The sequence below is a fragment of the Vibrio sp. DNB22_10_4 genome (assembly GCF_052879755.1).
In genome coordinates this window covers 1,322,945-1,337,326 of record NZ_JBNNXW010000001.1, presented here as the reverse complement: position 1 = coordinate 1,337,326, position 14,382 = coordinate 1,322,945, and the positions used below count along the sequence as shown (strand labels likewise).

Sequence of the window (14,382 nt, the reverse complement as noted above, 5' to 3'; positions counted from 1 at the left end):
TTTGAATGCGGGCGAGTCTAGGACCGTATTAACCTTTTGAAAAAGGCGTTTGGGGCGTCTTGCGATTGGAAGTAAGGATAAGGATATCTCATGCATAAGAATACATTGTTGACTGCGGCAGTATTGGCTGCACTCTCTTTTGGCAGCAGCGCTAATGAACTCCCGTCCGGATTAACCTGGATTGATAATATGAATGAGCCGCTATTTGCTTCTGATGAAGCAAAGTTCGGTGGGACTTTGCGCACTCATATGTCGAGTTTTCCGCAAACGCTAAGAAGTGTGGGCCCCGATTCTAACTCGGGTTTACGGCACTACTTTATGGACGGTACTCCAAAACTTGCGGCGAGACACCCAAATACAGGTAATTGGATACCTCAATTAGCGGAAGCATGGGCCTATGGTGATGACAACCAAACTGTCTACTTCAAGCTCAACCCCGAAGCAAAATGGTCTGACGGTGAGAAGGTGGATGCCGACGACTACCTGTTCATGCTTACTTACAACCGTTCAAAAGACATTGTAGCGCCGTGGTATAACGACTTTTTCACTAACAAAATTGAAGACGTCAGCAAAATTGATGACTACACCATTGCCATCAAGTCAGCGACGAAAATGAGCCAAGAAGAGTTGATGATACAAATCAACTTGCCAAGCAATGGGCTTCAGCCAAGACCGGAGCACTTCTTTGCCAATCCTAAGAAGGATGAAAATGGTGATGGCATCGAAGACAATTTCGTGCGTAAGTTTAATTTCAAGGCAGAGCCAACGACTTGGGCTTATTACATGTCCAGTGTGAAAAAAGGCAAGAGCGTGACCTTTAAACACGTCGGTCAAGACTGGTGGGGTTACAGCAATCGCTATTATAAAAATCGTTACAATGTTGAGAAAGTGCGTTTAACGGTAATTCGTGACTCCGATATCGCACGAAAACACTTTGAGAAAGGTGATCTTGATGTGTTTGGTTTAGTGCTTCCAAGCCTTTGGCATGAGAAAGCGGATAGCAAACCCTACCAACAAGGCTATATCCAAAAATTTTGGGGTTACAATCAAACCGCTCAAGGTGCAGGTGGTCTTTGGATGAACACTTCAATGCCGCTGTTAGAGAGTCGTGATGTAAGAGCGGGTATCGTCTACGCCTCTGATTATGACGGCATGCTAAAAAAAGTGCTTCGTGGTGACTATCTTCGTATGCCTCACAGCATGGGGGCGGGTCATGGTGGCTACGACCGACCTAATAATCAAGCGCCAGCCTTCGATCCTAAAAAGGCAATTCGTTATTTTGAAGCCGCGGGCTTTAACAAGGTCGGTGCGGATGGAATTCGTGTCAATGATAAAGGTCAGCGCTTGAGTTTCGATATTACTTACGGCTACCCACCACACACTCCAAGGGTTGCATATCTCAAAGAGCAAGCGAAACAAGCGGGGTTGGAGTTTAACCTCAACCTGGTTGATGGGTCGTCTGCCTTTAAGTTCATTTTAGAGAAAAAACACCAGCTTGCTTTCTTACATATGGGCGGTGGCGAAATCCCGGCGTATTGGGAGTATTTACATTCAGACAATGCTAAGCCGCAAACCAATAATCATACCTTCTATCAAAACCCAGACATGGACAATCTGATCGACCAGTATGTGGTTGAGTTTGATGTCGCGAAAAAGCAGCAACTGTCTCATCAGATCCAACAAAAAGTGTCGGATGAGTACTTAATTGTTCCTGGTTATATGGTGCCATACACTCGTGAAGCGCATTGGCGTTGGCTACGGGTGCCAGAAAAAGGAATGACTAAGCTGACTGAAACCATGTTCTCGGTAACGGATGTGGCAAACTTTTGGATTGATAGCGATGTAAAAACACAGACCAAGTCAGCCCTGAAAAAAGGCGAAAGCTTTGAGCCTGTCACCATTATCGACGATACCTATAAACTGTGAAGAGTAGCGAACAGGGAGAGGTAATTATGCAAGATGATGTGATATTAAGTGTAAGAGACCTCGCGGTACGTTTTCATAACGATGAAGGTAATCGTGAGGTACTGCACGGCGTGAGTTTCGATGTAAAAGCGGGGCGCACTTTGGGTATTGTGGGTGAATCTGGAAGTGGAAAGAGTGTTACTGCCATGTCTATTATGGGACTTTTGCCAAAACCATACGGAGAGGTCACAGCAGGACAGATTCTATATCGTGATACTGATTTACTTCAGTTAATACCTGAGCAAATGTACGCGATGCGGGGTGACCGAATATCGATTATCTTCCAAGACCCTATGACAGCGCTAAATCCAGTGCAGAGCGTTGGCAAACAGCTCAATGAGGTGTTGGAGCTGCATCGTCCGGAGCTGAACAAAGTCGAGCGTCGTGCTACGTCATTGGAGATGCTCACTAAGGTTCGGATACCACTTCCGGAAAAGCGTCTTGATGAGTATCCTCACAACCTGTCTGGGGGAATGCGCCAACGCGTTATGATAGCAATGGCGCTCGCTTGTAAGCCTGACATCTTGATATGCGATGAACCTACCACGGCGCTCGATGTTACTGTGCAGGCGTCTATTTTGGAACTAATGCAGGAGCTACAGCGAGAGACTGGTATGTCGATGATTTTTATCACACATGATCTAGGCGTCGTAGCTGAGATCTGCGATGACGTAGCAGTGATGTTCGCGGGGCGAATTGTCGAACAAGCCGATGTCTTTGAGCTCTTTGATCATCCTAAGCATCCATACACCGAGCGTTTACTGGGTCTGATACCGAGCTTAGAGAATCCGCCAAAACACAAAATTGATATTAAACCGATTACCGAAGACATGTTCCATTAAGGTAATCCTTTGAGTTACAGACTCTTAAGGTATTTAGATGAGTGAATTACTGAAGATAACGGACTTGAAGCAGTATTTTCGATCTGGCAGTGGCATTTTCCGTCGCGGCTACGTGATGAAAGCGGTGGATGGCGTTTCATTATCGATAAAGCGCGGAGAAACGCTGGGACTTGTCGGGGAGTCAGGATGTGGTAAAAGCACATTGGGCAGAACGATTTTAAAGCTCCTTGAGCCGGGTGATGGCAAAATATTCTTTGAAGGCAACGACATTACTAAGCTGTCGCCAAAGGCTATGCGTCCGCTTCGCAAAAAAATGCAAATTGTGTTTCAAGATCCAATGGAGTCACTGAACCCAAGGCACACTGTTGGGATGATTTTGGAAGAGCCGTTTATCATCCATAAATTAGGAAATCCGACCGAGAGGCAGAAATGGGTAAGAGAACTACTTGAGAAAGTAGGCCTGCCAGAAGACGCCATTGATCGATATCCCCATGAGTTTTCTGGTGGGCAGCGTCAAAGGATTGGAATAGCGCGAGCTATAGCGGTTAAACCTAAGCTGCTTATCTGCGATGAATCCGTATCGGCTCTCGATGTATCGGTGCAGGCGCAAATTCTCAACTTACTGCTCGATTTACAGCGTGAACTCAATTTGGCCATTATTTTCATTTCCCATGATCTGTCGGTGGTGAGACACGTTTCGGATAATGTGGCGGTGATGAAAGCGGGCAGGGTCGTGGAATATGGCACTAGTGATGAGGTGTATCGCACACCAAAGCATGACTATACGAAGACTTTGTTATCCGCTATACCTATTACTCACCCAAAATATCGAAAATCAAGAAGCTAGATAAACTTCATTAATTACACAAAAAAGCTCGGGCAATAATGACCGAGCTTTATGTATAAAAAAGGCTATTTACAACGCGTTTTCTAAGATCTGACGCGATACATCTATGGTGATGGCTTGATTTTCACCAAGCTTGAGATAGCCGTTGTCTTCGAGTTTCTTAATCACCGCTTCTACAGCCTCAGATTTGTCGCCTTCAACTTCTGAAAGGCGCGTATCTACCTTCAATTTGGCATAGAAAGTCTCGATTGCATTGATGGTGCGTTCGGCTAAATCGTCACTCGACGAGAGACCGAATACGTTTCGACCCATCTGCTCGATTTTTCCTTGCTTAAACTCCATTTGGCTGCGAAGTAGTGACGGCTGAACAATGGCTAGCGAACGTGCGTGATCCACGTGCCAAAGGGCAGTAAGCTGGTGGCCTATCATATGCGTCGCCCAATCTTGTGGCATACCAGTACCAATTAGGCCGTTTAGAGCTTGGTTCGCTGTCCACATTAGATTCGCTCGCCATGCATCATCACGTTGCTCAAATGAATCTCCAAGCACAAGCAGATTGCGAAGCAGCACTTCAGCGTAACCTTCCTGAACCATGTGACCTGTTGGCGAAGTGATGTATTGTTCGCAGACGTGCACCCAAGCGTCAACTAAGCCATTGATCAGTTGGCGCTCTGGCAGAGTTTTCATAGCATCTGGATCTAGAACAGCGAATGCAGGTCTGACGGTAGGCGATAGGAAGCCGAGCTTTTCTTGGGTCGCTTTCTTAGTCACAACGGCGCCCATGTTTGACTCAGAGCCGGTAGCTGGCAGTGTGAGTACGACACCTAGTGGAATCGCAGTTTCTGGCTTGTAGACACCGGTGATCAGATCCCAACTATCGCCATCGTGCAAAGACGCGGCGGCCACGTATTTGGTACCATCTATGACGCTACCGCCACCCACAGCAAGCAAATACGTGACGTTTTCTGCTTTCACTATGTCGATGGCTTTATCAAGAGTTTCTTTTGTTGGATTAGCCTCAACGCCTGAGAACTCGAGCCACTCATGATCGCTCAGTGCCGCGGTTACTTGGTCATAAACGCCGTTCTTTTTGATAGAGCCACCGCCGTAGATAACGAGGACTTTTGAATCTTTCGGGATGCTATTGGTGATCTGTTCAATCTGACCTTGGCCAAAGTGAATCACAGTAGGGTTTACATAGCTGAATTTCATGACTTTGCCTTCTGCCTAGTATAGGAAGCTTTGGATGTATTGCTTTGTATGTATAACCTGGAGAATTGATTCTCGGTTAATTCAATGCTGTTACTTATACTTGGGGCAAATAGATCAGGCTTCAAGGGGAAGCCTGAGTCAGATTGGTTTATTTCGAAGAGTGTGATGGTGTCAAATTAGCTACAATTTGGCGCGCTACCTGCGATTTGACGCTCTTGTTGAAGCTCTTTGTGTAATGCTTCCAACTGGACTTTTGCTTGGTTTACATCATTCATACTAGAGCTGAGTTTGACGTATTTGCTCACCGCTCTATCAACACCTTCTGTGTTGTCACGGTCGTAATCAATCAAGGCTTGCATGGCGACGCCTGCTTCTTTGTAGGATTGCTGTGACGCTTCCTCAGCTCTTAGTGCAGCACGGTAAGCATCATCATGCTGACAAGCTATCAATGCTGTTACGGAGCTTTCTACATCGGGACCGAATTCAAGCGTTGGTTTTGCCGGTGGAGGTGGGGCACTTTCCGACGCTTGCTTGGCTTCTGCCTGTTGGTCTTTGGCATACCCATCCACAGCACCTGCAGTCCCCCCAGCCAGAGCGCCAGCTGTTACGTTGCGGCTCAAACGATATGTATCGACTTCACCATCAACAATGAGGTCAGTTAATGCGCCAAGCATTCCTGCAGACACTGCGCCTACAGCTGCGCCTTCTGCGGCTCCTTGGGTTGTGTTGGCACCGCACCCCACTAGCAAACTAGCTGCGATAGCACTCGCTAAAAGCGATTTTAACTTCATGGTTTCCATCCTATGTAACCGACTGTAATAAAAGCATTATAGGACGATTTTGTTGAAAATAGATCGACAAAATCTGAATTGCTTTTTGACCGACTAAAAAACAGTATTTTTGTCTAGAGCGAAACGCTGTAGATGAAATGTTCTGTAACATTCTTCACCATCGAAAATTGGGTTATTGCTGCAAATTAAGTTCTAGTCATTTACATCTAAGTAGCAAATTATTGCGAGGCATTTCTTAATAAAACCTATTAAAAATCTCAATAAGCGCAAATTTCACCCACTTTATTTTCTTGGTAACTAAAGTGTTTGTGATTTATCAATCGGTCGCTAGCTATGTATTCTTCAGGTGAATGGGCTTGTTGGGTATGGATGTCTAGTGTTAAACACTGCTTAATGGAAAATAAACCAATGGAAAATTCTATTCAGAAGGAGCTGGTGAATACAGGCAGTAAACTGAGTTTACTGGCTGCTATTTGCGCTGCTACGATCTACTCACCAATTTCAGCTGCAACTACAACGCAGCCTGACTGTCGACCTGATGGTCTCTACCAAACCCCAGGTGTTCAAGTTCCCTATTGCACGATTTACGATGCAGAAGGGCGCGAGATCATGGGAGCGGATCACCCAAGACGAGTGATTGGCTATTTCACCAGTTGGCGTTCTGGTGATGACCCGCAGGCTGCCTATCTTGTTAATGACATACCTTGGGAGCAGCTCACTCATATCAACTATGCATTTGTCAGTATAGGCTCTGATGGCAAGGTTAATGTTGGTGACGTTAACGATCCGACCAACGTAGCAGTTAATAAAGAATGGTCTGGGGTAGAAATCGATCCCGCTCTTGGCTTTAAAGGACACTTTGGTGCACTGGCGACAGCTAAAAAGAAACACGGTGTAAAAACGCTTATTTCAATTGGTGGCTGGGCTGAGACCGGTGGTCACTTTGGTCCAGATGGTACACGAATCGCCGATGGCGGTTTTTATACGATGACGACCAACGCCGATGGATCTGTAAACACCCAAGGTATCGAGACGTTTGCCAGCTCTGCTGTTGAAATGATGCGAAACTATCAATTTGATGGTTTAGACATTGATTACGAATACCCAACTTCAATGTCAGGAGCGGGTAACCCAGATGATAAAGCCTTTGCCGAGTCCAGGCGCCCGCATTTGTGGAAGTCTTACGAAGTCCTAATGAAGGTGCTGCGTGAGAAGCTTGATGCGGCGAGTGCGCAAGATGGCGTTCATTACATGCTGACGATCGCAGCACCTTCGTCGGGCTACTTGTTACGTGGTATGGAAACCATGTCCGTTAATCAGTACCTCGATTACGTTAATATCATGACCTACGATTTGCACGGTGCCTGGAACGACCACGTGGGTCACAACGCAGCGCTCTATGATACGGGCAAAGATTCTGAACTTGCGATGTGGAATGTTTATGGCACTGCCGCTTATGGTGGGATTGGTTATCTGAATACGGATTGGGCGTATCATTACTTCCGCGGCTCGATGCCAGCAGGTCGAATCAATATTGGTGTTCCTTATTACACTCGTGGATGGCAGAACGTTACCGGTGGTACCAATGGCTTATGGGGTAGGGCACCGTTACCAAGTCAATCAGAATGTCCAGCGGGCACGGGTGAAGGTGAGAAGAACAACTGTGGCTATGGTGCGCTGGGTATCGATAACATGTGGCATGACAAAGATGCCAATGGCAATGAGATGGGCGCAGGCTCTAACCCAATGTGGCATGCCAAAAACCTTGAAAAGGGTATTTGGGGCTCTTACGCCGAGGCGTATGGCCTAGATCCAGTGAATGATCCTACCGATAAGTTTGTTGGTACCTATACGCGTAACTACGACAGTGTTGCAGTGGCTCCTTGGTTATGGAATGCAGAGAAAAATGTCTTCCTTTCCACTGAAGATGTCGATTCTATCAATACCAAAGCGCAGTACGTCATCGACAAGGAGATTGGTGGCATTATGTTTTGGGAGTTAGCGGGTGACTATAACTGCTACGTCCTTGATGCTAATGGTAACCGTGGTGCAGTTGATTTAACGGAGAGTGCGTGTGCGACGGGTAATGGTGAGTACCATATGGGTAACAGCATGACCAAGGCCATGTACGACAAGTTCTTGAGTGCTACGCCTTATGGCAACAAAGTTGCTACAGGAGGGGTGCCTGAAAAAGCGGTGGATATCACGGTTTCCATCAGTGGTTTCAAAGTCGGTGACCAAAACTATCCAATTAATCCGAAAGTGACCTTTACCAACAACACGGGCAGCGATCTTCCTGGTGGTACTGAGTTCCAGTTTGATATTCCTGTTTCTGCGCCAGATAATGCGAAAGACCAATCGGGTGGTGGTTTGAAGGTGATTGCTTCGGGCCACACGAGAGCGAACAATATTGGTGGTCTTGATGGACCAATGCATCGAGTAGCGTTCAGTTTACCAAGTTGGAAGAACTTAGCGGCTGGTGCCACTTACGAGCTGGATATGGTGTATTACTTGCCAATTTCTGGGCCTGCTAATTACACCGTGAATGTAAATGGCTTAGATTACGCGTTCGCATTTGAGCAGCCTAATCTTCCGCTTGCAGATCTAAATGCAGGTGGCGGTAACGGTGGTGGTACAGGCGGTGGGGGTAGTGATACTTGTAGTCTTACAGGCGTAAACGAGTACCCGAATTTCCCTAACCTTGATTGGGAAGGCAAGCCAAGTCACGCCAGCGGTGGTGATAAGATGAGCTATCAAGGTGTCGTATATAAAGCGAAGTGGTGGACGAATTCGGTACCGGGAAGTGATGGAAGCTGGGAAAAAGTGTGTGCTATCTAATACACGAGAGTAGCGAACACCCATGAACAAAAGCCGCTCGGGGGAGAGCGGCTTTTCTGTATTTTCTAATTGGGTATTATTCAAGGAGAAACAATAGCTTAACTATTCAAAAACATAGCCTTCAGGGATCACTACAATGCCTTTCTCTGAAATATGAAAGCGTCGAGCGTCTTCTTTCGGGTTCACGCCGATCACTGTGCCATCAGGAATATTGACGTGCTTATCGACGATACAGTTGACCAACTGACAGCCTTCCCCCACCGTCACTTCACCAAACAAGATGCTATCGGCAATGGTTGCGCTATCATTAATACGTACATTGGATGACAAAATGGAATGGTGCACAGAGCCGCCGGAGTTCACCACGCCATTGGCGATAATAGAGTTAATAAAAATACCTTCGTTACCCGTCGCCGAAGGTACAGTGCGCGCTGGTGGAAGCTGAGGCTCGTAGGTGCGAATTCCCCAGTTTTCTTGATATAAGTTCATGGGAGGAACGGGCTCTAGCAAATCCATATTTGCTTCATAAAAAGAATCAATGGTGCCGACATCACGCCAGTAACAATCACGCGCTACACGACCCTTGTCATCACCAAAGTTGTATGCGTAGACTCCTTGCGAGTCGATAAGTTTAGGTATGATGTCCTTACCAAAGTCGTGACTTGAACTGTCGAGCTCCGCATCTTGCTCCAGTGCTTGTTGCAGCGCTTCCATTTCAAACACATAAATCCCCATAGAAACCAAAGAACGATGTGGATCGTCTGGCATTGAGGCAGGATCGCTCGGTTTTTCGTAAAAGTCGGTGACTTGCTTTTGCTCGTTGGTGGCCATAACACCAAAGGCCGTTGCTTCTTCTCGAGGGACGTCCATGCAGGCCACAGTGAGTTTAGCACCGCTTTGTTTGTGTTCCTGGACCATGGCTTCGTAGTCCATGCGATAGATATGGTCGCCGGACAAAACCACCACATGCTTGGCTTCACTTCGCGACAGCAGCCACATATTGTGATAAATCGCGTCCGCAGTTCCTTCGTACCAAGCTCCTCCCTTTCTCATCTGTGGGGGGACCACAGTAATGTACTCTTTGAGTTCTGGGTTGAAGATGGACCAGCCATCACGGATATGTTTATGTAAAGAATGGGATTTGTACTGGGTCAGAACCAATATTTGACGAAGGCCTGAGTGCAAACAGTTGGTTAGCGTGAAGTCGATGATCCGATATTTTCCGCCAAAAGGAACTGCTGGCTTGGCTCTGTCATCGGTTAGGGGGCTTAACCGTGAGCCCATGCCGCCCGCGAGGACGATGGTAAGAACGTCTTGCATCTTATTTCTCCCTGAAATTGTGCAATTAGAGTAGGTCTAGTCTTTTACCTTTCAAGAAACACGCCAGAGGCTAACGTGTTGAATATCAATGAAGAGCTTAGTTGTTGACGGTGTGATTGCACCAATTTAGGGATGAAGTATGACAGGATGCACGTTTGTTGTGCTTGAGATTTATTGATGTTTCAACTTGGTGCAAAACAAGGTAGATATTGGGGTTATTGCGTTGTGAGCAGCTATTTGTCACTAAACAAGATTAAAGCTGTACAGCGCTTGTCTTGAAAGCCAATTGTGTTCTTGTTTTACATTGTAAATTGAAGCGGTGAATCGACACTAAAATTTGCGAGTTAGTGCCGATTCTCTAGATGAGTGATGTGCAATGATCAGTCGTTGAGATGCGCTGTGACTTTATTTAAGACCAGTTTAAACCAGGCGGTATAGGCTTGCGGCTGAGCGATTATTCCCTGTTCAATCGCACTGATCGTTTGCCATTCACACGTTTCTGCCTCGCGGGGGTTGATATCTAATGTGACATCGCTGCTTTGTGCAATCACAATATGATCCAACTCGTTTTCTGTAAGGCCATTGTCGAACTTGGCAAGATAGCTAATAGTACCGATATCGGTAAATGTTAAAGCATCTCGGATACCGAGCTCTTCTTCTAGGCGACGTTTTGAGGCATGAATGATGTCTTCGTCGGGTCTAGGGTGAGAGCAGCAGGTGTTGCTCCAAAGTCCACCACTGTGATACTTGTTTGACGCACGTTTTTGCATTAGGAACTCAAGTTCACCATCACGATAGCGATAGAGCATGACTGAAAAGGCTAGGTGGCGAAAGCCCATTCGGTGCGCATCTAACTTATCTTCGGTTCCAATTGGGTTTCCAAATTTATCGACAACAACAACGAGATCTTCAAGCATAGGTACTCTCATGGTGTGGCAACCGCGACATCCACTGTTCGCTGTACCAGTTTAAAAAGCTCACTCAACTCCTGTTGTGAGCGCGAATCATACCACCAAAGATTTAAATAGCACACAGATTGAAAGTGCGGCGAGAAAATCAGTAAGATCGTCTACATTCTCCGGTACTTACGGCTCAATTTTTGAACGTCGAATACTTTTACCGTCATATCTTCTGGCCAATAGGTAGGGTGCCAGCCAGCTTTTTGTTTGAGGTGCTGAAGAAAATGAATAGGACTTGGTAGCTGCTCCCAAACCTGAGGAAGAAACAGTGCGGCTTTTTTTCCATCAGACAACGTCAGTCCACATTTGTTATTGGTAAGATAAGCAATGAGTGCGGATTCAGAAACAACATCGAGGGATTTAGGCTCCGTCAGAACCGATATTTCGATCTCCAAGCCATCGACTTGCGATTTTTGCAGTGGTAGAAACCGTTTATCCTGACAGCAACTCGCCCAAGCTTTGCGCATCACCTCTAGAACTAATGGCACTTTAGGGACGGTGGTTCCAATGCAGCCTTGAAGCTGGCCATCGACATGTAGACTGACAAAGCACGCGCCTTTTTCTGCTATGGCTTTTGGATAGTCGTCAAGTCGCACTTTAGGTAAAGGTTTTTCCGCCAAATAACAGCTCACGGTGACTTCAACCATATCGAGTAGCTTTGATAGTTCCTGATTGGTTAGCGTTTTATCTTGATATTGCGTAGCTGACATAACCTACCACCTTGTTTCTATCGCCATGAGGGCTGTCTCCTGAATTGGTGCGAGATAGTCGTTTCAATTGGCATCGTTGTTGTTTTATGAGCTTATTTGCTGCATTGATTCCAAGATAGCCGCAGGCTTCTTTACTTGTTAGCGGTTTACCAGCTTCTATTTTGTTACAGCTTTTAGTATCAATGTCGTCACACTCTTCGTAGGGATGGAAATGGCTGAGATCCGAGCTAATGACAAGGAGTGTTGTATCGTCCCAGTAAGGTTCGATTAGGTGAGCGACATCGATGGGATCTACCGTGCCAGTTAGCAAAGGAATCAACTCAAAATCGGACAAGCAATGCTGCAAAAAAGGTAGTTGCACCTCGAGGCAGTGCTCCTCAGCGTGGGCATGATCATTGTAGTGACAGTGAGGGTCGTTGACCAGGTGTTCAATCGCCCTAGTGTCGAGAGGTATATTGCCAAGTGGAGTAGAAAAGCTGCGATGTTTCGGTAGCGCACAACCATGGAAGGCGACACGATGATTTGGACCCACTAAGAGTACTCGTTTAAATTGATTTTTCGTATCCTTTAGTAGGCTATAAGCCGCAGCTGCGGTAGAACCCGAGAAGATAAACCCTGCATGCGGAACAATCAGCCCTGACAACGGATGGTTGTCATCGAGTTTTGCGACCTCGTTATAAAGGGATAGCAACTGCGTGAGGTGTTGATGCAGCTGATTGGCATCGGCAAAGTAAAATCGACCCGCGACAGCGGTTGGTCGCACTTCCATGTCGCCTCCATAATCCCTGTAGGGCTAATCTATACTCTAATGAGTATAGATTTTGTGGAGCCTAGGTGCAGGCTGAAATAGCAATGTGATGGTCAAGGTGTGAGATGGGATCAGTAGGTAGCATGTACCCGACAGAGTATTGGCAGCCGTTACCAGATGGCCGTATTCGTTGTACTTTGTGTCCGCGTTACTGCTCTTTAAGAGAAGGAAAGCGCGGTGCTTGCTTTGTACGTCAGGCACATCAAGGTGAAATTGTACTCACAACCTATGGCCGCTCCAGCGGATTTTGTATTGACCCGATTGAAAAGAAACCACTCAATCATTTTTATCCTGGTAGCTCAGTGCTCTCTTTTGGTACCGCTGGATGCAACCTCGGTTGTAAGTTTTGTCAAAATTGGAATATTAGTAAATCTCGTCAAATGGAGTCATTGAGCCGGCGAGCAACTCCTCAACAGATTGCAAACACCGCTAACGTTCATCATTGCGACAGTATTGCGTTCACCTACAACGACCCGGTTATTTTTTTAGAATACGCGGTCGAAACCGCTATGGCGTGTCGCGAAGTGAATATCCACACCGTTGCCGTGTCTGCTGGGTATATCAATGAAAAGCCGAGAGAGCAATTTTTCTCAGTGATAGATGCGGCTAATATTGATCTAAAAGCGTTTTCAGAACGTTTCTACAAAAAGGTTTGTGGTGGAGCGCTCGCACCTGTTTTGGACACACTCAAATATTTGCATCAAGAGACATCTGTGTGGTTTGAACTGACGACGCTATTGATCCCTGGCGAAAATGATAGTGAGCGCGAAATAGATCAAATGACTCAGTGGGTTGTCGAGCATTTAGGGGGCGATGTTCCACTTCATTTCAGCGCTTTTCATCCTGATTTTAAAATGATGGAAACGCCTCGGACACCTTCGAACACGCTTGTCATGGCGAGACATATAGCTTTGCGAAATGGGCTAAATTACGTATATGTCGGTAATGTCCATAATGAACAGTGCAGTAGCACCTATTGCCCAAACTGCGGTCATAAAGTGCTGAGTCGGAATTGGTTTGAGTTAGGAACTTGGACGCTTACTGAAACGGGTCGGTGTAGTCATTGCGATACTCAAATTGCCGGGTGTTTCGCCGCGAATTCCAAACCCTTCGGAAGACGACGAATACCCGTTGATATTATTAAGTAAATCATAGAATTGTCAGCAATAATTTAGAGCGTCTCAAAGTTGATAATGGAAATTATACTTTAGTCTTGAAGGGTTGATCGTTATCGATTGAGTGGCTAAGGTAGTAGTTAAACAGATCAGGAAATCAGGAGATAGACATGGATGTAGTCGTAATGCTAACCAATGGACGTTTTGGTGTTCTTGAGGACTGTGACAAGCTCGAGTTGGAAGGTCAGATGGTCGAATGTTGGGTTGAGGAAGAAGAGGGCTTTGAGCTGGCCACGGGTGAAGTGGAGCGCGTTCTTTAGATTTTAATACCAACTAAATTAACAAATAAAACCCCGCAATTGCGTTCGCTTTGCGGGGTTTTGTTATTTGTGCGTAGTAGTTTCTATTTAGCCGCTGTTGCTTAATCGCGTAATTAAGCTTGCTGTGCTGTTAGGGAACGCTTTTCAAGAAACTTAGCGATAGCAGTAACACCAGCAATGTACATCGCACCACCAAGTAGTGCTACAGCCATCCAAGAGAAACCGTGCTCAACAACGTGATCTTTGTGAAGAATACACATTACTACGTACGCGAATGTGATGTAGCTGAATGCAAAGTGAGCGATAGGACCCATGCCGATAGTGACAAGTACTACACCAGCAACGTAGATGTAGAATGCGTTCTCACCACCAACGACTGGAGCTAGCGCACCAAGTGTTGTTGGGATCAACATACCCATTGCGATACCAACGATACCCGCTGCAAAGATGTTCTTTAGCTTAGATAGGTCGAACTTCGCTTCAAAGAAGAAAATAAGCGCTAGGAAAGCAGGCCATTTGTCGTGGATACCTAGTTTCTGAAGGATAACAGTGCCAGCTACGATCCAGAGCGTTAGCATAAGCGTTTTAGTCATGTGCGCTGAGTTGAATACTTGATTCATGATTTGTTCTCATAGGGTGTATGTAAGAAGTTTGG

General features: G+C 46.1%; 13 protein-coding genes. 6 read left to right on the top strand and 7 right to left on the bottom strand.

Annotated elements, in window-relative coordinates; all coding sequences use genetic code 11:
• Positions 1-90 precede the first annotated feature (90 nt).
• The 3 genes from ACVA6Q_RS05770 to ACVA6Q_RS05760 are packed head-to-tail and all read left to right on the top strand — an operon-like array spanning position 91 to position 3,654.
• Positions 91-1,926: an extracellular solute-binding protein gene (locus tag ACVA6Q_RS05770; protein ID WP_446646837.1), complete on the top strand. Its 1,836-nt coding sequence runs from the start codon at positions 91-93 to the stop codon at positions 1,924-1,926.
• Between the two features lie 26 nt (positions 1,927-1,952).
• Complete coding sequence (locus ACVA6Q_RS05765; protein ID WP_446646836.1) at positions 1,953-2,807, top strand: ABC transporter ATP-binding protein; 855 nt, start codon at positions 1,953-1,955, stop codon at positions 2,805-2,807.
• A 37-nt stretch (positions 2,808-2,844) separates the two neighbouring features.
• Positions 2,845-3,654: an ABC transporter ATP-binding protein gene (locus ACVA6Q_RS05760; RefSeq protein WP_446646835.1), complete on the top strand. Its 810-nt coding sequence runs from the start codon at positions 2,845-2,847 to the stop codon at positions 3,652-3,654.
• 69 nt (positions 3,655-3,723) lie between these two features.
• On the opposite strand, the gene ACVA6Q_RS05755 is transcribed toward ACVA6Q_RS05760, so the two are convergent.
• Together ACVA6Q_RS05755 and ACVA6Q_RS05750 are read right to left on the bottom strand one after the other, a co-directional pair.
• Positions 3,724-4,866, bottom strand: a complete 1,143-nt coding sequence (locus ACVA6Q_RS05755; protein ID WP_446646834.1) for an iron-containing alcohol dehydrogenase — start codon at positions 4,864-4,866, stop codon at positions 3,724-3,726.
• Between the two features lie 176 nt (positions 4,867-5,042).
• Complete coding sequence (locus ACVA6Q_RS05750) at positions 5,043-5,657, bottom strand: hypothetical protein (protein ID WP_446646833.1); 615 nt, start codon at positions 5,655-5,657, stop codon at positions 5,043-5,045.
• Positions 5,658-6,092: 435 nt separating this feature from the next.
• On the opposite strand from ACVA6Q_RS05750, the gene ACVA6Q_RS05745 reads away from it, so the two are divergent.
• Positions 6,093-8,495, top strand: a complete 2,403-nt coding sequence (locus tag ACVA6Q_RS05745; RefSeq protein ID WP_446647190.1) for a chitinase C-terminal domain-containing protein — start codon at positions 6,093-6,095, stop codon at positions 8,493-8,495.
• A gap of 102 nt (positions 8,496-8,597) precedes the next feature.
• Here the strand turns inward: ACVA6Q_RS05745 and glgC are convergent, their stop codons facing one another.
• The 4 genes from glgC to amrB form a co-directional block, all read right to left on the bottom strand.
• A complete protein-coding gene (glgC, locus tag ACVA6Q_RS05740; protein ID WP_446646832.1) occupies positions 8,598-9,815 on the bottom strand; it encodes a glucose-1-phosphate adenylyltransferase in 1,218 nt (405 codons plus the stop codon).
• Positions 9,816-10,195: 380 nt separating this feature from the next.
• Entirely contained in the window at positions 10,196-10,732 is a 537-nt protein-coding gene (gene idi / locus ACVA6Q_RS05735) for an isopentenyl-diphosphate Delta-isomerase (RefSeq protein ID WP_353499117.1), read from the bottom strand.
• Positions 10,733-10,884: 152 nt separating this feature from the next.
• Entirely contained in the window at positions 10,885-11,484 is a 600-nt protein-coding gene (gene amrA, locus ACVA6Q_RS05730; protein ID WP_446646831.1) for an AmmeMemoRadiSam system protein A, read from the bottom strand.
• Positions 11,459-12,253 carry an AmmeMemoRadiSam system protein B gene (amrB, locus tag ACVA6Q_RS05725; protein ID WP_353499119.1) on the bottom strand — a complete coding sequence of 265 codons (795 nt, stop codon included), beginning with the start codon at positions 12,251-12,253 and terminating at the stop codon, positions 11,459-11,461. Before amrB ends, amrA begins: the two co-directional genes overlap by 26 nt.
• A 122-nt stretch (positions 12,254-12,375) precedes the next feature.
• On the opposite strand from amrB, the gene amrS reads away from it, so the two are divergent.
• Complete coding sequence (gene amrS, locus ACVA6Q_RS05720) at positions 12,376-13,440, top strand: AmmeMemoRadiSam system radical SAM enzyme (RefSeq protein ID WP_446646830.1); 1,065 nt, start codon at positions 12,376-12,378, stop codon at positions 13,438-13,440.
• 137 nt (positions 13,441-13,577) lie between these two features.
• Positions 13,578-13,727 (top strand): hypothetical protein, encoded by a 150-nt coding sequence (locus tag ACVA6Q_RS05715; RefSeq protein WP_239670984.1) that lies wholly within the window; start codon positions 13,578-13,580, stop codon positions 13,725-13,727.
• Positions 13,728-13,840: 113 nt separating this feature from the next.
• Here the strand turns inward: ACVA6Q_RS05715 and ACVA6Q_RS05710 are convergent, their stop codons facing one another.
• On the bottom strand, positions 13,841-14,347 hold the full coding sequence (locus tag ACVA6Q_RS05710) for a hypothetical protein (RefSeq protein ID WP_446646829.1): 507 nt from the start codon (positions 14,345-14,347) through the stop codon (positions 13,841-13,843).
• Positions 14,348-14,382: the final 35 nt, after the last annotated feature.